20 protein-coding genes are annotated in these 20010 nt (G+C 51.7%); 13 read left to right on the top strand and 7 right to left on the bottom strand.

The window, feature by feature from the left end:
• Positions 1-98: 98 nt before the first annotated feature.
• From rng to csrD, 6 genes are all read right to left on the bottom strand, one after another.
• Complete coding sequence (rng, locus tag O6D90_RS02400) at positions 99-1568, bottom strand: ribonuclease G (RefSeq protein WP_003828822.1); 1470 nt, start codon at positions 1566-1568, stop codon at positions 99-101.
• On the bottom strand, positions 1558-2151 hold the full coding sequence (locus O6D90_RS02395) for a Maf family protein (RefSeq protein ID WP_016157589.1): 594 nt from the start codon (positions 2149-2151) through the stop codon (positions 1558-1560). The genes rng and O6D90_RS02395 overlap by 11 nt, the downstream gene beginning before the upstream one ends.
• A gap of 7 nt (positions 2152-2158) precedes the next feature.
• Positions 2159-2647, bottom strand: a complete 489-nt coding sequence (mreD, locus tag O6D90_RS02390; RefSeq protein WP_003025196.1) for a rod shape-determining protein MreD — start codon at positions 2645-2647, stop codon at positions 2159-2161.
• On the bottom strand, positions 2648-3670 hold the full coding sequence (gene mreC / locus O6D90_RS02385; protein WP_016154716.1) for a rod shape-determining protein MreC: 1023 nt from the start codon (positions 3668-3670) through the stop codon (positions 2648-2650).
• Positions 3671-3734: 64 nt separating this feature from the next.
• Complete coding sequence (gene mreB / locus O6D90_RS02380) at positions 3735-4778, bottom strand: rod shape-determining protein MreB (RefSeq protein ID WP_000913396.1); 1044 nt, start codon at positions 4776-4778, stop codon at positions 3735-3737.
• A gap of 306 nt (positions 4779-5084) precedes the next feature.
• Complete coding sequence (gene csrD, locus O6D90_RS02375) at positions 5085-7025, bottom strand: RNase E specificity factor CsrD (RefSeq protein WP_016154717.1); 1941 nt, start codon at positions 7023-7025, stop codon at positions 5085-5087.
• Between the two features lie 225 nt (positions 7026-7250).
• Between csrD and O6D90_RS02370 the strand changes: the two genes are divergently transcribed.
• From O6D90_RS02370 to O6D90_RS02315, 12 genes are all read left to right on the top strand, one after another.
• The gene (locus O6D90_RS02370; RefSeq protein ID WP_016157590.1) at positions 7251-8225 is read left to right on the top strand and encodes an MDR family oxidoreductase; all 975 of its coding nucleotides are present in this window, start codon (positions 7251-7253) and stop codon (positions 8223-8225) included.
• 119 nt (positions 8226-8344) lie between these two features.
• The gene (gene msrP, locus O6D90_RS02365) at positions 8345-9349 is read left to right on the top strand and encodes a protein-methionine-sulfoxide reductase catalytic subunit MsrP (protein WP_016157591.1); all 1005 of its coding nucleotides are present in this window, start codon (positions 8345-8347) and stop codon (positions 9347-9349) included.
• Positions 9350-9949 carry a protein-methionine-sulfoxide reductase heme-binding subunit MsrQ gene (gene msrQ / locus O6D90_RS02360; protein ID WP_016157592.1) on the top strand — a complete coding sequence of 200 codons (600 nt, stop codon included), beginning with the start codon at positions 9350-9352 and terminating at the stop codon, positions 9947-9949. It begins immediately after the preceding gene.
• A gap of 392 nt (positions 9950-10341) precedes the next feature.
• A complete protein-coding gene (accB, locus tag O6D90_RS02355) occupies positions 10342-10812 on the top strand; it encodes an acetyl-CoA carboxylase biotin carboxyl carrier protein (protein ID WP_003025210.1) in 471 nt (156 codons plus the stop codon).
• A gap of 10 nt (positions 10813-10822) precedes the next feature.
• Entirely contained in the window at positions 10823-12172 is a 1350-nt protein-coding gene (accC, locus tag O6D90_RS02350) for an acetyl-CoA carboxylase biotin carboxylase subunit (protein ID WP_003828838.1), read from the top strand.
• Between the two features lie 107 nt (positions 12173-12279).
• Positions 12280-12522 (top strand): YhdT family protein, encoded by a 243-nt coding sequence (locus O6D90_RS02345; RefSeq protein WP_016154721.1) that lies wholly within the window; start codon positions 12280-12282, stop codon positions 12520-12522.
• Positions 12512-13963 (top strand): sodium/pantothenate symporter, encoded by a 1452-nt coding sequence (gene panF / locus O6D90_RS02340; protein ID WP_016157593.1) that lies wholly within the window; start codon positions 12512-12514, stop codon positions 13961-13963. The genes O6D90_RS02345 and panF overlap by 11 nt, the downstream gene beginning before the upstream one ends.
• A 12-nt stretch (positions 13964-13975) precedes the next feature.
• A complete protein-coding gene (gene prmA / locus O6D90_RS02335) occupies positions 13976-14857 on the top strand; it encodes a 50S ribosomal protein L11 methyltransferase (protein ID WP_046275075.1) in 882 nt (293 codons plus the stop codon).
• A gap of 360 nt (positions 14858-15217) precedes the next feature.
• A complete protein-coding gene (gene dusB, locus O6D90_RS02330; protein ID WP_003025224.1) occupies positions 15218-16183 on the top strand; it encodes a tRNA dihydrouridine synthase DusB in 966 nt (321 codons plus the stop codon).
• 25 nt (positions 16184-16208) lie between these two features.
• Positions 16209-16505 carry a DNA-binding transcriptional regulator Fis gene (fis, locus tag O6D90_RS02325; protein ID WP_000462905.1) on the top strand — a complete coding sequence of 99 codons (297 nt, stop codon included), beginning with the start codon at positions 16209-16211 and terminating at the stop codon, positions 16503-16505.
• An 88-nt stretch (positions 16506-16593) separates the two neighbouring features.
• Complete coding sequence (gene yhdJ / locus O6D90_RS02320) at positions 16594-17478, top strand: adenine-specific DNA-methyltransferase (protein ID WP_016157595.1); 885 nt, start codon at positions 16594-16596, stop codon at positions 17476-17478.
• An 82-nt stretch (positions 17479-17560) separates the two neighbouring features.
• Positions 17561-17725, top strand: a complete 165-nt coding sequence (locus O6D90_RS02315; RefSeq protein ID WP_003025279.1) for a DUF2556 family protein — start codon at positions 17561-17563, stop codon at positions 17723-17725.
• A 40-nt stretch (positions 17726-17765) separates the two neighbouring features.
• On the opposite strand, the gene envR is transcribed toward O6D90_RS02315, so the two are convergent.
• On the bottom strand, positions 17766-18428 hold the full coding sequence (gene envR / locus O6D90_RS02310) for an acrEF/envCD operon transcriptional regulator (RefSeq protein WP_016157596.1): 663 nt from the start codon (positions 18426-18428) through the stop codon (positions 17766-17768).
• A 413-nt stretch (positions 18429-18841) separates the two neighbouring features.
• Here envR and O6D90_RS02305 point away from each other — a divergent pair, with 413 nt between their 5' ends.
• Positions 18842-20005, top strand: a complete 1164-nt coding sequence (locus tag O6D90_RS02305) for an efflux RND transporter periplasmic adaptor subunit (RefSeq protein ID WP_016157597.1) — start codon at positions 18842-18844, stop codon at positions 20003-20005.
• Positions 20006-20010 lie beyond the last annotated feature (5 nt).

The raw sequence follows: 20010 nt of genomic DNA, 5'->3' as shown, positions 1-20010 counted from the left end.
ACCAAAAAATGTGACTCACAAAACCGTCTTGCCGGATGGCGGCGTGAACGCCTTCTCCGGCCTGCAAGGTATCGCCATTGGGCGTTTACCAGGCCAGATTACATCATGACAACGTCGAACTGCTCCTGGTTATACAGCGGTTCGACTTGTACTTTAACCTGTTTGCCGACAAAGATTTCCACTTCCGCCAACGCATGTGACTCTTCCCCCTTCAGGGTTTCAGCCACTGCCGGAGATGCATAAACCAGGAAACGATCGGAGTCATATGCATGGTGTACCCGCACGATTTCGCGCATGATTTCATAGCATACAGTTTCCACGGTTTTCACCGTACCGCGCCCATGACAGGTCGGACACTCGTTGCACAGCACATGTTCCACGCTTTCACGCGTGCGTTTGCGCGTCATCTCCACCAGGCCCAGCTGTGAAAAACCGTTGATGCTGGTTTTTACGCGATCCTTGCTCAGCGCCTGTTCCAGAGAGTGCAGCACCCGTCGACGGTGATCTTCATTATTCATGTCGATAAAATCGATAATGATAATGCCGCCGAGGTTACGCAGACGCAGCTGACGAGCAATGGCCTGCGTTGCTTCAATATTAGTATTAAAGATAGTGTCGTCTAGATTACGATGCCCAACAAACGCTCCGGTATTGATATCGACGGTGGTCATTGCTTCAGTTTGATCGATGATCAGATAGCCGCCGGATTTCAGTTCAACCTTGCGTTCCAGCGCGCGTTGGATTTCATTCTCAACGTCAAAGAGATCAAAAATGGGCTGGCGCCCGCTGTAATGTTCCAGCTTGCTGGTCATCTCGGGGATATATTCCGCTGTGAACTCCAGCAACGCTTCATAGGTCAGACGAGAGTCAACGCGGATCCGGTCAAGCTGGGCATCCGCAAAATCACGCAACACGCGCTGCGCCAGCGCCAGTTCGCCGTACATCTGGTAGCGCGTTTGCGGGCGCTTTTTACGCTCCATGACTTTAGTCCAGACGCGCTTCAGGTAGGCAGCATCCGAGGCTAGATCCTCCTCGCAGACGCCTTCCGCCGCTGTGCGAATGATGAATCCGCCCTGTTCATCGCAGTAATCCGCCACCACTTTTTTCAGGCGTTCGCGTTCGGTTTCGCTTTCGATACGTTGGGAAACGCCAACGTGCGAAGCACCCGGCATAAAGACGAGGTAACGGGAAGGAAGCGTGATGTCCGTCGTCAGGCGTGCGCCCTTAGTTCCCAACGGATCTTTTACTACCTGCACCATCAGATCCTGGCCCTGGCGCACCAGTTCAGAAATGTCGCGCACGGTGAACTGTTTTTGTTCTTCACCCGCCACGCATTCGGTGTGCGGCATGATGTCTGAAGCGTGAAGAAATGCGGCTTTATCCAGTCCAATATCTACAAAAGCCGCCTGCATACCCGGAAGTACACGACTTACACGACCTTTGTAGATATTGCCTACGATTCCGCGTCGCGCCTCACGTTCAATATGAATTTCCTGCAGAATACCGCCATCAATGTAAGCCACCCGAGTTTCCGATGGCGTTACGTTTACCAACAATTCAGCCGTCATGTTTATCCCTTTTCTCACGCAGTGCGTTAAAATTGGTCAGCAACTCATACGTTTCTACCAGCGGTAAGCCGACTACGGCGTGATAGCTGCCATTGATCTTCCTGACAAAACAGCCACCCAACCCTTGAATACCGTATGCACCTGCTTTATCCATTGGTTCACCGCTGGCAACATAGCCCGCGATGTCCTCATCGGTTAGTGCTCTGAACGTCACTTCCGTCACCACCAGACAGTCCAGACTGTGCCGGCGGTCGGCCAATGCCACGGCGGTCATGACCTGATGCGTTTTGCCCGACAGTTTGCGCAGCATTACTGCGGCATGGGCGGCGTCGTGTGGTTTTTCCAGCACTTCGCCATTAAGGATAACAATGGTATCCGCACCCAATACAGGCAAATCACGCTGCGCCAGCGCCACGCCAGCCTGCGCTTTTTCGCGTGCCAGACGCGAAACATACTGCTGCGCGCTCTCCTGCGGGTGTCGCTGTTCTTCAATCCCAGGCACCAGCCGTTCAAAGGTAACACCAAGCTGAGCGAGCAGTTCCTGACGACGTGGAGAACCAGAAGCAAGATACAGAGTATTCATATCAACCTTATTGCACCGCAAACTGCTGACGGACCTTACGCATCAGTAAGAATAGCCATGGCCAAAGCACACCATTCACTACACTACTCCAGAACACTTCGGGTCTGAAAGAGACATTGATCACTAAAAACTCGGCCCAGAAAACAATAATATCCACGACCAGTGATAACAACATGACCACCAGCGCCTGTTGCCAGAGCGCGAGGTTACGGAATAGTTGGAATTTCAGCGCGACCAGATAAGCAATGATACTCATCGACAATGCGCGCACGCCAAGCGTGGAGCCGCTGATGAGATCCAGTATGGCACCCACCACAAACCCCGTGCCCACATTTACGCGATGCGGCAGCGCCAGGATCCAGTACAACAAGATGAGCAGTACCCAGTTTGGCCGGAAAACCAGAATATCGTCCGGCCAGGGCATGACTTGCAGCAACAGTGCAATAAGGAACGAGAGCCAAATCACCCAACGTCCCTGGCTACGATAGCTTGCCACTTACTGTCCTCCCGGCTTACGCGGAGCAGGTTGTGGCGGCGTGGTACCCGCAGGCGCTGGAGTCACGCCTGTGGCGGGAGCTGGCACTGGCGCAGGCGGCCCCATGGCATCTGGTGCAGGCAGAACTTGCGGCATCATTTGCATCAGACGTTCATTGGCAACGCGGTGCACTTCTTCTGGCGTCATCGGATTTGCGCCGTTACGATCGGCGCCCCACAACAGCAGCAGATAACGCAGACGCTGCAGACCCGCGGTCGGGCGTGCCTGAATCACGGTATAAGCGCGCTGAGTGTCCAGCTTAACGGAAGAAACAACACCAACCGGATAGCCTTCAGGGAAACGCCCCCCCAGACCCGAGGTAACCAGCACATCGCCAACGCGAATGTCGGTGTTGGCCGGCAGGTGTTCGAGCTGAAGATCGTCGGTGCAGCCGTTACCGGCAGCGATCACGCGGATATCGTTACGCAGTACCTGAATGGGCAGAGCATGCGTCGCATCGCAAATCAGCAGCACGCGGCTGGTCAGTTTAGCCACCGCTACGACCTGACCCACAACGCCTTTGTCGCTAATAACCGGCTGACCTTCGTAGACACCATTAACGCTCCCTTTGTCGATCACCACCTGATCGCTGTAAGGGTCATTAACCGTTGAGATGACCTGCGTCACCATCTTTTGTTCGTCCTGACGCAGCGGCGATCCCAGCAGCTCACGCAAACGCGCGTTCTCCTGTTTATATTGCCCCAGCATCAGCAGCTCGCTGTTTTTCAGCAGCAGTTCCTGACGCAACGCCCGATTTTCAAGTTCGAGTTGGTCACGCGAAGCCAGCGTTTGCGAAACGCCGTCGAGTAATTCACGAGGACCATTTGAGATAAAGTAGAAAGGACTGACGGCGGTATCCATGTACGTTCGGATTTGGCTAAACGTACCCAGGCGGCTGTCGGCAATAATAACGCCGAGCGCCACCAGCACCGCCAGAATAAGGCGAATCTGTAGCGACGGGCCACGGCTAAAAATTGGCTTCATAGTCTATGCGTATTCTCGTATCAGAGCGGAAGGGCAACCCGCGGGCTACCCTACCTGCATCCGATTACTCTTCGCTGAACAGGTCGCCGCCGTGCATATCGATCATTTCCAGCGCCTTGCCGCCACCGCGCGCCACGCAGGTCAGCGGATCTTCAGCAACAACAACTGGAATACCGGTTTCTTCCATTAACAAACGGTCAAGGTTACGCAGCAGAGCACCGCCACCGGTCAGTACCATGCCGCGTTCGGAGATGTCAGACGCCAGTTCTGGCGGACACTGTTCCAGTGCAACCATCACCGCACTCACGATACCGGTCAGCGGTTCCTGCAGGGCTTCAAGAATCTCGTTGGAGTTCAGGGTAAAGCCGCGTGGAACACCTTCTGCCAGGTTACGGCCGCGAACTTCGATCTCGCGCACTTCGTCGCCCGGATAAGCGGAACCGATTTCGTGTTTAATACGTTCTGCGGTGGCTTCACCGATCAGAGAACCGTAGTTACGACGAACATAATTAATGATGGCTTCGTCAAAGCGGTCGCCGCCAATACGTACAGAAGAGGAGTAAACCACGCCGTTCAGGGAGATAACCGCAACTTCAGTTGTACCACCACCGATATCCACAACCATAGAACCGGTTGCTTCAGAAACTGGCAGACCCGCCCCGATCGCAGCCGCCATCGGCTCTTCGATCAGGAATACTTCACGGGCACCTGCGCCCTGGGCGGATTCACGGATCGCGCGGCGTTCAACCTGAGTTGCTCCAACCGGTACACATACCAGTACGCGCGGGCTTGGGCGCATGAAGCTATTGCTGTGCACTTGTTTGATAAAGTGCTGGAGCATTTTTTCAGTCACGAAGAAGTCAGCGATAACGCCGTCTTTCATTGGGCGAATGGCAGCGATATTGCCCGGTGTACGACCCAGCATCTGCTTCGCGTCATGGCCCACTGCGGCTACGCTTTTTGGCGAGCCGGCACGATCCTGACGAATGGCCACAACAGAAGGCTCATTCAATACGATGCCTTGTCCTTTTACATAAATAAGGGTATTCGCGGTACCCAGGTCAATGGACAGGTCATTGGAAAACATGCCACGAAATTTTTTCAACATACTAAGGGATAATCCTGAAAGCTGGGGCGGAAAACAAAATCCGCTTACTTTACCAACCACACGCAGCAGCGACAAGGCGCAAAAATCATCTGCTACGGTGAAAATTAGTGCAGTTCGTTTCCTTTGTTACAAAATCGGCCTGAGTCCATCAGGGCTGAATAAATCAGCAGCACTCCTCGCTTTTGTTTGCAACCTGTCAAAGGTCATTCACCTGCATGTTTGCTGTTACAACCTGGCGAGCAGACAAGCACACCCCCAGAAGGCACAGCGCGCGTTATTCTACGTGAAAACGAATTAAACGGCAGGTTAAACCGAGTATCTTTGCGAATATTTTTTCACGTTAGTGTCAAGTGGCTGTGATGCGGCAAAAAAATCCCCTTGCCCACCCGCAACTCCGCGTTCCGTCAGCGTATGCCACTCGCTACGCGAACGAACGCCCGTGGCGTAAACCTGCGTTGGTGTTCCAGAACAAGCCTCCACCAGGCTTTGCACCAGGAGCTGGTTTTCGGTTCGCTTATCAATATTCCTCACCAGGCTTGGATGCAGCTTCAATAACTCAACGTTAAGCTCTTTGATCCAACTGGTGCTCACCAGCGTTAAACCCGCCTGCGTAACGGCAATTCGCACCCCCAGCGCATTCATCAATCTGATGACGGGCTGTAACCGGCTGATATGTTGACAGACATCTGCCTCTGCAAGTTCAATAATTATGCGTTTGCGTAATGATTTTTCGCACTGCATCAGCGTATCACGTAGCCAGCGCTGAAAACGTGGGCGAATTAGCGATTCAACCGTTGTCTGCATCGCCAGGTTTTCCTGCGGCCAGTAGCCCAACAGTAAGATCAGACGGCTGATTTGCAGACGGTCATATTCTTCAGCCAGGCCAAACTGCAGGACCATCGGCATATATTCCGCCGAAATAACCTCTTCGCTGCCATCAAAAATACGGCACATCAGCTCCCGGTGGTGCACCCGTCCTTCACGGGTTACCGCAGGCTTTTGATAAATTCTGGGTCCACCCCGGCTGAGCATCTGTTCGATCAGCGTTCGCCAGCGTACGTTACCCCGACCTTTTTCCGGTAGTGAGTCATCATAGACCGACCAGCTGTTCCCACCCTGCAATACCGAGTTCCGCGTGGCGGCTTCGGCGTGATCCATCACTTGTTCCGTCGACTGACCGCTGCGGCAAACACAAATGCCAATATGAACCATATCGGCACGGTCGATCATTTTATTAGCCGGAAGCGCATCTACCGCTTTTAATAATTGCCCGGCAATACTTTCCGCCTCTTTCAGCGTGCGGTGTGGCAACAGGATGGCAAAATCGCTACGGTGGTAGCGCGCCAGCAACGCGCCCGGATAGCGCGTCATAAAAGTCGACAACAAATTGATTAGCGTTGAAATTTGTTCTTCCGCAAGGGTAATTCCCCAGCTATCGCGCAGCAGCGTAAAGTCCGGCAGGCGTACCATCATCACGACGCCATGCGATCCCACTTTTTCCTGATCTTCCAGCAGCGTTGCCAGTTGGTTATCAAAGAACAGGCGGTTGCTTAGCCCGGTTTTTGTATCCTGCGCCACATAGGAACGAATCAGCGTATCCAGTCGGCTACGTTGCTCGCGGGCACTTTGAATTTCGGTCAGCAGCATATCGAGCGCGCTACTGGTACGCGCAGGCCATTCATAAACAGTCCCCCGCACGTTCGGTCCACGTTCGCCGTTAAGAATGCGCGTTGAACGAATCTCCAGCAACTCTTGACCTGAAAGCTGACGCTGAAGCCAGCGCACAGACAAAAAGAGCATCAGTATAATGAAAGCAATCGCCAACGTGAGCGGTGCGGTAGTCATCAGCGAATGGAAATAGTTGCCCATTGGATCCTGATAAACCAGACGCAGCGACATGCCCGGGTGTTTGACCAACGGGACGGTGACATCACGATACAGATTGTTCGTCCCAGCCGGGCGGTAGCTGCTGGTTCGGGAGTGGTCATACACCACGTGTTCGCCCTGAAGCAGTTCGACGCGCACGATATCAACCGAAACCATCAGTTCATCGATTTGCGGGGTTAGCGCAACGACATCGCGGGAGACAAGGTGCGTATCAATCGCCGTCGCCACCGCCTGAACACGGGTGGTGAACTTATATTGAATCGCGTTATAGAAACTCAGCGAGCAGCCGATCAGAGTTACGAAGATCGTTAACCCTGTAAGCAGCGTCACAAAAGCTGAAAATTTCGTCGTTAATCGCATCCTTGTGTTAACTCCGACAGTTATGAAACAGGCATGAAAGTGATAAAGCGGCGCGAAAATGCAAAACTGAACGCAAAATCCGTCCATTTATACAAACAGTGTGGGCATACTACCAAATTAGGTATATCTGGCAATTTATTGCGCGGAATCGGCATCATGTTTTGATTAGCGAGTATAGTCTTCATTAATAATTTTCCAATCCACTATACGAATTGAGGACAGGTTATGCAGGCTTTGATCTTAGAACAGCAGGACGGAAAAACCCTCGCATCCGTTCAACCCCTCGACGAAAATCAGCTACCGGAAGGCGATGTGACGGTGGATGTCCACTGGTCAAGCCTGAACTATAAAGACGCCCTGGCTATCACCGGCAAGGGTAAAATCATTCGCAATTTTCCGATGATTCCTGGTATCGATTTCGCCGGTACCGTGCGCGCAAGCGAAGATCCCCGTTTTCATGCCGGTCAGGAAGTTTTACTGACCGGCTGGGGCGTGGGTGAAAATCATTGGGGTGGACTGGCCGAACGCGCACGCGTGAAAGGCGACTGGCTGGTTGCGCTGCCACAAGGGCTGGACGGACGTAAAGCCATGGTCATCGGGACCGCTGGCTTTACCGCCATGCTGTGCGTCATGGCGCTTGAAGATGCAGGTATTCGCCCGCAAGACGGTGAGATTGTCGTCACCGGCGCCAGCGGCGGCGTGGGCAGCACGGCCGTGGCGTTACTGCATAAGCTGGGTTATCAGGTTGCGGCGGTTTCGGGTCGCGAAAGCACTCACAACTACCTGAAGAGTCTGGGCGCTAACCGTATCCTTAGCCGCGATGAATTTGCTGAATCTCGCCCGTTGGAAAAACAGCTGTGGGCTGGTGCGGTTGATACCGTTGGCGACAAAGTTCTGGCAAAAGTCCTGGCACAGATGAACTACGGTGGCTGCGTTGCTGCCTGCGGCCTGGCTGGCGGTTTCGCTCTGCCGACGACGGTGATGCCATTCATTTTGCGTAACGTTCGTTTGCAAGGGGTGGACTCGGTGATGACCCCGCCGGCACGCCGGGCAGAAGCCTGGGCGCGTCTGGTTAAGGATCTACCGGACTCTTTCTATGCTCAGGCCGCCACGGAGATTACGCTGGCGGATGCGCCGAAGTTTGCCGATGCCATCATCAATAACCAGGTGCAAGGTCGTACGCTGGTGAAGGTGAAGTAACAGGCTCTGGCGCAGAAATTTACACTTAATTAACGAAATTTCGCGGCATATCTATAGACTCCCTGCCATATTAACTACGCGTCCCCTGTCAGTTATGACGCGTAAGCCGGGAGTCTGTTATGAAGAAATTACGTCCATTTACAGAAGCCGACGTCACTGACGAGTCGGCTTTTTTTATGCAACGCCGCCAGGTACTGAAAGCATTAGGAATCAGCGCCGCCGCGTTGTCTTTCCCCCTCTCTGCGCAGGCTGACCTTCTTAGCTGGTTTAAGGGGAATGACCGCCCGCCCGCGCCCGCGGGTAAGCCGCTTGATTTCAGTAAACCCGCCGCCTGGCAAAATTCGCTTCCTTTAACGCCAGCGGATAAAGTTTCTGGCTACAACAACTTCTATGAGTTCGGTCTCGATAAAGCGGATCCGGCAGCCAATGCTGGCAGTCTGAAAACCGATCCGTGGACGTTAAAAATCAGTGGTGAGGTGGCAAAACCACTCACCCTCGATCACGATGCGCTGACCGCCCGTTTCCCACTGGAAGAACGGATTTACCGGATGCGCTGTGTGGAAGCCTGGTCAATGGTCGTGCCGTGGATTGGTTTTCCGTTACATAAACTGCTGGCGCAGGTTGAACCCACCAGCAACGCAAAATATGTCGCCTTCGAAACGATCTACGCGCCGGATGAGATGCCAGGACAAAAAGATCGCTTTATTGGCGGCGGGCTGAAGTATCCCTATGTTGAAGGACTGCGTCTGGATGAAGCTATGCATCCACTCACTCTCCTTACCGTGGGGGTTTATGGAAAAGCTCTTCCCCCACAAAATGGCGCGCCCATTCGCTTAATTGTGCCGTGGAAATACGGATTTAAAGGCATTAAGTCGATCGTGAGTATTAAACTAACCCGCGAACGCCCCCCGACAACCTGGAATCTGGCCGCCCCCAATGAATATGGATTTTATGCCAACGTAAATCCGCATGTCGATCACCCGCGCTGGTCCCAGGCCACTGAGCGTTTTATTGGCGCAGGCGGTATTCTGGACGTTCAGCGCCAACCCACGCTGCTGTTTAACGGTTACGCCGACGAGGTCGCTTCGCTGTACCGTGGTCTTAACCTGCAGGAGAATTTTTGAGTGCGCCTGACTGCAAAGCACATTACCGGACTGAAAGTTTGCCTGCATCTTGCCGGCTTTTTACCGTTTGTCTGGCTATTTTGGGCGGTGAATCACGGTGGTCTGAGCGCAGACCCAGTCAAAGATATCCAGCACTTTACCGGTAGGACAGCTCTGAAATTCTTGCTGGCGACCTTGCTGGTCTCTCCCCTCGCGCGCTACGCTAAACAGCCATTATTGATACGCACACGGCGCCTGTTAGGGCTATGGTGTTTCGCCTGGGCAACGTTACATTTAACCAGCTACGCACTCCTGGAACTGGGCATTCATAATCTGGCGCTGTTAGGACGGGAATTAATCACGCGACCTTATTTGATGCTGGGCATTGCCAGTTGGGGCATATTATTCGCCCTCACGTTAACCTCCACCCAGTCGGCTCAGCGAAAACTGGGCAAAAATTGGCAGTATTTGCACAACTTCGTCTATCTTGTGGCGATCCTGGCACCCATACATTATCTGTGGTCGGTAAAAATTATCTCCCCTCAACCGATTATTTATGCAGCACTCGCTGTGGTGTTGTTAGCCTGCCGTTACAAGAAGTTTCGCCAGTGGTGGCGGTAGTTTCACGTTATGTGCAGTGCGTTACAAAATGTGGACGATCCGATTTTCTTTACATGTTAACGGTTGATTATCTTCCCTGATAAGACCAGTATTTAGCTGCCAATTGCTACGAAATAGTTATAATGTGCGACTTTGCTATCCCCGGTAGCGTTTTTAGAGCGCTGAAAGGGTGACATTCGCATGTTGAAGGTATATTTTGTCTTTTACCCGAAAATGGCAGAAGATAGCCGCACAATGACTAACAAGTCTGGCAATCTCACTTAATGGCAACCGCACCCAGTGCAATGCCTGAGATGCGTGGCATCTTGTCACTCACTGTTATAAAAATGCTATACAGACGGCGGTAAAACGCTTGTCACAATCTCACTAAACAAAGAGTACGGAACCCACTCATGGATATTCGTAAGATTAAAAAACTGATCGAGCTGGTTGAAGAATCAGGCATCTCCGAACTGGAAATTTCTGAAGGCGAAGAGTCTGTACGCATCAGCCGTGCGGCGCCAGCTGCAAGTTTTCCAATGATGCAACAGGCTTATGCTGCACCAGTGATGCAGCAGCCAGCTCTGTCTAACGCTGTCGCACAAACTGCCTCTCCAAGTATGGAAGCTCCGGCAGCAGCGGAAATCAGTGGTCACATCGTACGCTCCCCAATGGTTGGTACGTTCTACCGCACCCCGAGCCCAGATGCGAAAGCGTTCATCGAAATCGGCCAGAAAGTGAATGCGGGCGATACCCTGTGCATCGTTGAAGCCATGAAAATGATGAACCAGATCGAAGCCGACAAATCCGGCGTAGTGAAAGCGATTCTGGTAGAAAGCGGTCAACCGGTAGAATTTGACGAGCCGCTGGTCGTCATCGAATAACGAGGCGAACATGTTGGATAAAATTGTTATCGCCAACCGCGGTGAGATCGCCCTGCGTATTCTGCGTGCCTGTAAAGAGCTGGGCATCAAGACTGTCGCTGTGCATTCAAGCGCGGATCGCGATTTAAAACACGTATTGCTGGCGGATGAGACGGTCTGTATTGGCCCGGCTCCGTCCGTAAAAAGCTATCTGAACATCCCGGCTATCATTAGCGCTGCTGAAATCACCGGCGCAGTGGCAATTCACCCGGGCTATGGCTTCCTCTCTGAGAATGCCAACTTTGCTGAACAGGTAGAACGTTCCGGCTTTATCTTCATCGGCCCGAAAGCCGACACCATCCGCCTGATGGGCGACAAAGTGTCCGCAATTACCGCGATGAAGAAAGCTGGCGTACCGACAGTCCCAGGCTCTGACGGCCCGCTGGGCGACGACATGGACGCTAACCGCGCTCATGCTAAACGCATCGGTTATCCGGTTATTATCAAAGCCTCCGGCGGCGGCGGCGGTCGCGGTATGCGCGTCGTGCGCAGCGATGCCGAACTGGCACAATCCATCTCCATGACCAAAGCGGAAGCGAAAGCGGCTTTCAACAACGACATGGTTTACATGGAGAAGTACCTGGAAAACCCACGCCACATCGAAATTCAGGTGCTGGCGGATGGTCAGGGTAACGCGATTTATCTGGCAGAACGTGACTGCTCCATGCAACGTCGTCACCAAAAAGTCGTCGAAGAAGCACCAGCACCGGGCATTACTCCGGAACTGCGTCGCTACATCGGCGAGCGTTGCGCCAAAGCGTGCGTTGATATCGGCTATCGCGGGGCAGGTACTTTCGAGTTCCTGTTCGAAAACGGCGAGTTCTACTTCATTGAAATGAACACCCGTATTCAGGTTGAACACCCGGTAACCGAAATGATCACCGGCGTTGACCTGATCAAAGAGCAGCTGCGCATCGCTGCGGGACAACCGCTGTCCATCAAGCAGGATGAAGTTGTGGTTAAAGGCCATGCGGTAGAATGCCGTATCAACGCCGAAGACCCGAACACCTTCCTGCCAAGCCCGGGTAAAATCACGCGTTTCCACGCGCCGGGTGGCTTTGGTGTGCGCTGGGAGTCTCATATTTACGCAGGCTACACCGTACCTCCGTACTATGACTCAATGATCGGTAAGCTGATCTGCTATGGCGAAAACCGCGACGTAGCGATCGCCCGTATGAAAAACGCATTGCAGGAACTGATCATCGACGGTATCAAAACCAACGTTGATCTGCAGATCCGCATCATGAATGACGAGCATTTCCAGCACGGTGGAACCAATATCCACTATCTGGAGAAAAAACTCGGACTTCAGGAAAAGTAAGCGTGCGTTAACTGAAAAGGCCGGAAATTCCGGCCTTTTGTTTTTCTCCCCTCCCGCACGTGCCATAAGGTACAATCCCCGCTTTCTTTATCCACAAGGGACAAAAAATGGACGCTCGTTTTGTTCAGGCCCATAAAGAGGCGCGCTGGGCGCTGTGGCTGACCCTTTTATATCTTGCCACATGGTTAGTGGCCGCTTACTTACCAGATTCCACGCTCGGTTTTACCGGCTTACCACACTGGTTCGAAATGGCCTGCCTGCTAACGCCGCTGGTTTTCATCGTGCTGTGCTGGGCGATGGTGAAGTTTATCTATCGCGACATTCCGTTGGAGGATGACGATGCAGCTTGAAGTTATTTTGCCGCTGGTCGCCTATCTGTTGGTGGTCTTCGGTCTTTCCGTTTACGCCATGCGTAAGAGATCGACCGGCACTTTCCTGAATGAATATTTCCTCGGCAGCCGCTCGATGGGCGGGGTCGTATTAGCCATGACGCTAACGGCAACCTACATTAGCGCCAGCTCGTTTATTGGCGGTCCTGGCGCCGCTTACAAATACGGGCTGGGATGGGTGCTGCTGGCGATGATCCAGTTGCCCGCCGTTTGGCTTTCTCTGGGGATTCTTGGTAAGAAATTCGCGATTCTGGCGCGCCGTTATAATGCCGTTACCCTCAACGATATGCTGTTTGCCCGCTACCAGAGTCGCCTGCTTGTGTGGCTGGCAAGCCTTAGCCTGCTGGTCGCGTTTGTCGGAGCAATGACCGTACAGTTTATTGGCGGCGCACGTTTGCTTGAAACCGCTGCGGGTATACCTTACGAAACCGGTTTGCTTATTTTTGGCGTCAGTATCGCATTGTATACGGCGTTCGGCGGTTTTCGCGCCAGCGTACTGAACGACACCATGCAGGGTATGGTGATGCTGATTGGTACTATTGTTCTGCTGGTCGGCGTCGTTCATGCTGCCGGTGGCCTCAGCAATGCGGTGGTAACCCTGCAAACTATCGACCCTAAACTGGTCTCGCCGCAAGGCGCGGATGACATTCTGTCACCCACGTTCATGACCTCATTCTGGGTACTGGTGTGCTTTGGCGTAATTGGGCTGCCGCATACAGCAGTACGCTGCATCTCTTATAAAGACAGCAAAGCTGTACACCGCGGCATTATCATCGGCACCATCGTAGTGGCGATCCTGATGTTTGGTATGCATCTGGCGGGTGCGTTGGGGCGTGCGGTGATCCCTGATCTGACAGTGCCGGATCTGGTTATCCCTACGCTAATGGTCAAAGTGTTGCCGCCGGTAGCTGCTGGGATCTTCCTCGCGGCCCCCATGGCCGCGATCATGTCGACGATCAATGCCCAATTGCTGCAAAGTTCCGCTACGATCATTAAGGATCTGTACCTGAACCTGCGTCCGGAACAGCTGAAAAACGAAACCCGGCTGAAGCGCATGTCGGCAGTGATTACCCTGTTGCTCGGCGCGTTACTGCTACTGGCTGCCTGGAAACCACCAGAAATGATTATCTGGCTTAATCTGCTGGCGTTTGGCGGGCTGGAAGCCGTCTTCCTGTGGCCGCTGGTGCTGGGCCTGTACTGGGAGCGGGCAAACGCGGCGGGCGCTTTGAGCGCGATGATTATCGGCGGCGTTCTTTATGCCGTACTCGCTACATTTAACATTCAGTACCTGGGTTTCCACCCGATTGTGCCCTCGTTACTGATAAGCTTGCTGGCTTTCCTGATCGGCAACCGTTTCGGTTCTGCCGTCCCGCAAGCCGCCATATTGACTACTGATAAATAAAAGAGTTTTGCCATGCCATGGATCCAACTGAAACTGAACACGACCGGTGCCAACGCTGAAGAGTTGAGCGATGCGCTGATGGAAGCGGGCTCCGTTTCCATTACTTTCCAGGACACGCATGATACGCCGGTATTTGAGCCTCTGCCGGGCGAGACTCGCCTGTGGGGAGATACCGACGTTATCGGCTTGTTCGATGCAGAAACCGACATGAAAGAAGTGGTTGCCATCCTGGAGCAGCATCCGCTGCTGGGTGCAGGCTTCGCGCATAAAATCGAACAGCTCGAAGACAAAGACTGGGAACGCGAATGGATGGATAACTTCCACCCGATGCGCTTTGGTGAACGTTTGTGGATTTGCCCAAGCTGGCGCGATGTCCCGGATGAGAATGCCGTCAACGTGATGCTGGACCCGGGTCTGGCGTTTGGTACCGGCACTCACCCCACCACTTCCCTATGCCTGCAATGGCTGGACGGTCTCGATCTAAACGGCAAAACCGTCATCGACTTCGGCTGCGGCTCCGGCATTCTTGCCATTGCGGCACTGAAGCTGGGTGCGGCAAAAGCCATCGGCGTAGACATCGATCCACAAGCAATTCAGGCCAGCCGTGATAACGCCCAGCGTAATGGCGTTTCTGAGCGTCTGGAGCTTTATCTGCCGAAAGACCAGCCAGAGGCGATGAAAGCCGACGTGGTGGTCGCAAACATCCTCGCAGGCCCATTACGTGAACTGGCACCGTTAATCAGCGTACTGCCCGTTGAGGGCGGTTTACTGGGGCTTTCTGGCATTCTTGCCAGCCAGGCGGAAAGCGTCTGTGAGGCCTATGCCGAACTCTTTACGCTCGATCCGGTTGTCGAGAAAGAAGAGTGGTGCCGCATTACCGGTCAGAAAAAATAATCCCCTCTCGTTACCGTTGGTAACGCAATAATCGCTCTTTTTTTCGCAAAAGGATTTGCGGAAATGAGAGCGAGATCGCATTACAAAGCCACTATTTGCTCACAAAAACAGCTTTTTATCCTGATAACCTGAGGCTGGCCGTAATAAAAAAAGAGAAGTTTTCGGAATTTATAAACGGATGAAAAATTAGCACAACCACGTATCAAACTGATTATTAAAGATTTTAATTTGAAACTGTGTACTTAACCAGCAATTCATTGATCCACCTCAGTGGATTGGTCAAAGTTTGGCCTTTCATCTCGTGCGAAAAATGCGTAATATACGCCGCCTTGCAGTCACAGTATGGTCATTTCTTAACTCATGCGCATCGGACAATACCAGCTCAGAAATCGCCTGATCGCAGCACCTATGGCTGGCATCACTGACAGACCATTCAGGACGCTGTGCTATGAGATGGGAGCAGGATTGACGGTATCCGAGATGATGTCTTCTAACCCGCAGGTTTGGGAAAGTGACAAGTCTCGTTTACGGATGGTGCACGTTGATGAGCCAGGAATTCGCACGGTGCAAATTGCCGGTAGCGACCCTGTTGAGATGGCCGATGCCGCACGTATTAACGTGGAAAGCGGCGCCCAGATTATTGATATCAATATGGGGTGTCCGGCTAAAAAAGTGAATCGCAAGCTCGCAGGTTCAGCCCTCTTGCAGTACCCGGATCTAGTGAAATCAATACTAACCGAGGTCGTCAATGCAGTGGACGTTCCTGTCACACTCAAGATTCGCACCGGCTGGGCTCCGGAACACCGTAACTGCGTAGAGATTGCCCAACTGGCTGAAGACTGTGGCATTCAGGCTCTGACCATTCATGGACGCACCCGCGCCTGTTTGTTCAATGGAGATGCTGAGTACGACAGTATTCGGGCAGTTAAGCAGAAAGTTTCCATTCCGATTATCGCGAATGGCGACATTACTGACCCGCATAAAGCCAGAGCTGTACTTGACTATACGGGGGCGGATGCCCTGATGATAGGACGTGCAGCTCAGGGAAGACCCTGGATCTTTCGGGAAATCCAGCATTATCTGGACACTGGGGAGCTGCTGCCCCCGCTGCCTCTGGCAGAGGTGAAGCGCTTGCTTTGTGCGCACGTTCGGGAACTGCACGACTTTTATGGTCAGGCAAAAGGGTACCGAATTGCGCGTAAACACGTATCCTGGTATCTCCAGGAACACGCTCCGGATGACCAGTTTCGGCGCACATTCAACGCCATTGAAGATTCCAGCGAACAGCTGGCGGCGTTGGAGGCATACTTCGAAAATTTTGCGTAAACAGAAATAAAGAGCTGACAGAACTATGTTCGAACAACGCGTAAATTCTGACGTACTGACCGTTTCTACCGTTAACTCTCAGGATCAGGTAACTCAAAAGCCCCTGCGTGACTCGGTTAAACAGGCACTGAAGAACTATTTTGCTCAATTGAATGGTCAGGATGTTAACGATCTCTATGAGCTGGTACTGGCTGAAGTAGAACAGCCCCTGTTGGACATGGTGATGCAATACACCCGCGGTAACCAGACCCGTGCTGCCCTGATGATGGGCATCAACCGTGGTACGCTGCGTAAAAAACTGAAAAAATACGGCATGAACTGATACTAATCAGCGAAATGTTTGTTTTAAAAGGCGCTACTCGGCATGGGGAAGCGCCTTTTTTATTAACGTCACACGGGAGGCTTTGGCGATGAACGCAAGATGTGAACCTGTCTATTTTGGCGATGAATCTAAAAAGATAATCCTGGGTGATGCTCTGACCGAACTGAAAAAGCTGCCGTCAGAAAGCGTCGATCTCATTTTCGCCGACCCACCTTATAACATCGGTAAAGACTTTGACGGGATGGTGGAATCCTGGGACGAAGAGGCATTTTTGGCATGGCTGTTTGAGTGCATTGACGAGTGCCATCGCATTCTCAAATCACACGGCACCATGTACATCATGAACAGTACGGAGAACATGCCGTACATCGATCTCAAATGCCGCCAGCTCTTTACCATCAAGAGCCGTATCGTGTGGTCATACGATAGCTCCGGGGTGCAGGCCAAAAATCACTTTGGTTCGATGTATGAACCGCTTCTGATGATGGTAAAAGATCAGAAAAACTACACGTTTAATCGTGATGATATTTTGGTTGAAGCCAAAACGGGCGCTAAACGTGCACTGATAGACTACAGAAAGAACCCGCCCCAACCTTACAACCAGAAAAAAGTACCAGGCAATGTCTGGGAGTTTCCACGCGTTCGTTATCTGATGGACGAATACGAAAATCACCCCACTCAAAAACCCAAAGCCCTCCTTGAACGCATCATTCTGGCTTCCTCCAGTCCAGATGACAGCGTGCTGGATCCGTTTGCCGGTAGCTTCACGACCGGTGCCACTGCCGTGGAATTAGGTCGCAAGTTTGTCGGGATTGAAATCAATGCCGAGTACGTAAAAATGGGGCTCAGAAGAATGAGCATTGGTTCGCATTTTTCAGAGAATGAACTTGCAAAGGTGAAAAAGCGGAAGACAAAAAATCTGTCTAAAAAGAGTCGATTAACAGCAAAGAGCGGCGATCTTTCAGCAAAGTAAAGGCATTGTAAGTCTGCTTTTCAGCTTGCAGATTTCGTGTATATTCCCTGCACGCTTGGGCATGAATACACAGGGTTTGGTAATGATTCGCAAGTATTGGTGGCTGGTTGTTTTTGCGGTCTTCGTTTTTCTCTTTGATGCGCTGCTCATTCAGTGGATAGAGCTGATGACAACGGAGCACGATAAGTGCCGGAATATGAATTCTGTAAACCCCCTCAAGCTGGTCAACTGCGTCGACCTCGAATAGCACGACGAAAAATACATCGACAGCCGTCAGGCCCTGGCGGCTAAAACTCCCCTGGCTGATTTTCACTCTGCATTAATTGCATTACACAGCCATCTGGGCTTAACATTTTTAATACGTTATCAACTAATACTGGTGCTTGCCCATACAAATCATAACTCACTGGATTCATTAACCAGTTTTTTATTATTCCGCTAAAGCTACCGTGCAGAATAATGATGATGACATCTAAATCCAGACTGGTAGCAATCAGATTTTCATCCACGCATTTTTGCAGTGAATCACGAATGCTTTGATGACTGAGACCTATTTTATCGCGAATGGTCTGTTCTGATATCATATCGTTATGAAATTCACATTTATGATATAAAATTTGCATTAATGCCTGCTGGCGAGGATTCTGTGCAATATATTGTAATCCCACCACAAACTTTTCACGCAGTCGCTGTAAAGGATTATCACCCCAACGACCAATAAGTTTATCCTGAATAAGATCGCGTAATGAAGGTTGTTGTAACCATAGCGCATTGAACAATTGCGTCTTATTTTCAAAATGCCAATAGAGCGCCCCCCGCGTCACGCTGGCGGCATCCGCAATGTCGTTTAACGTCGTATTGCTAACACCACGCACGGCAAACTGCATAATCGCTGTTTCTATCAGGTGCTGTCGTGTTTTGAGGGCATCAGCTTTCGTTTTTCTGGCCATGGTTTCGACTGTCTGAGGTAAGGTAGAGAATGATTAACTTTCTTATGTAATATTTGCTAAACGGAACAAATGTATCACTTAGCGTTTATTTAGACGAGTTCTAAAACAGTTAATTATGGATATTGCACACGAATAAACAAAACAAATAACAACCACCAATATATTCACCAACCAAATACTTATTTCAATATGTGTTTATGCGCATCATTGCATTACTATTAAAACCATAATGAAACAACCGAAGATTAATCCTTTTTTGTTTTTACGTGCCGTGTATCGCGCCCATAAATAAGTATTGCTTACATCGCAAGCTAATAATTTGTAGGATAGCCAACCATTATTTTTACTTGTGCGCGTTATCGCCTCTGCGTTACCCGGTTAATAACGAGCGTTCGGTTTTTTAAGGAATAGAAATGACGAAAAATGCCAGGTTTTCACTCCTGCCCTCATTCATCATCATGTCCGCTGTATTACTCGCCGGTTGTAACGATCAGGGAGAAACACAAGCTCACCCCGCAGAGCCGCAGGTGAATGTCCATGTCGTCGAAAAGGCGCCTTTAGCCGTGACGACCGAATTACCTGGGCGCACAACAGCATTTCGTATTGCTGAAGTCCGTCCTCAGGTCAGCGGGATTGTACTTAAACGGAATTTCACCGAGGGAAGCGATGTTGAAGCCGGTCAGTCGCTTTATCAGATCGATCCCGCGACTTACCAGGCCGACTACGACAGCGCCAAAGGCGAACTGGCAAAGAGTGAAGCGGCAGCAGCTATCGCACATTTAACGGTAAAACGTTATGTCCCGCTGGTTGGCACTAAGTACATCAGCCAGCAAGAGTACGATCAGGCCATTGCTGATGCTCGCCAGGCCGATGCCTCCGTTATCGCGGCAAAAGCGGCGGTCGAAAGCGCTCGTATCAACCTGGCCTACACCAAAGTGACATCGCCCATTAGCGGACGTATCGGTAAATCTAACGTCACCGAAGGCGCATTAGTCACGAATGGCCAGGCAACTGAACTTGCTACCGTGCAACAACTTGATCCTATTTACGTCGACGTAACACAGTCCAGTAATGACTTTATGCGCCTCAAACAGTCCGTTGAGCAAGGGAGCCTGCATAAAGACAGCGCCAGCAGTACCGTCGAACTGGTGATGGAAAATGGTCAGTCGTACCCGCTGAAAGGTGCATTGCAGTTCTCTGATGTCACCGTTGATGAAAGTACCGGATCCATCACCCTCAGGGCCGTATTCCCTAACCCACAGCACACGCTGCTGCCGGGCATGTTTGTGCGTGCTCGTATTGATGAAGGCGTCCAGCCGAATGCCATTCTCGTTCCCCAACAAGGGGTAACGCGTACGCCACGCGGTGATGCAACGGTGATGGTTGTCAATGACAAGAGTCAGGTCGAGGCTCGCACCGTCGTTGCTACACAGGCGATAGGTGATAAGTGGTTAATCAGCGAGGGCTTACAGCCTGGCGATAAGGTTATCGTCAGCGGATTGCAGAAAGCGCGTCCCGGCGTAAAGGTTAAAGCAACCACCGATACCGAAACTCCAGCCGCAAAAACTGCGCAATAAGGTAA

This window comes from Citrobacter sp. 21OH12SH02A-Citro (genome assembly GCF_027919895.1).
Classification (GTDB): domain Bacteria; phylum Pseudomonadota; class Gammaproteobacteria; order Enterobacterales; family Enterobacteriaceae; genus Citrobacter; species Citrobacter braakii.
The sequence above is the reverse complement of the archived record's forward strand: the minus strand, read 5'-3'. Positions and strand labels throughout refer to the sequence as shown.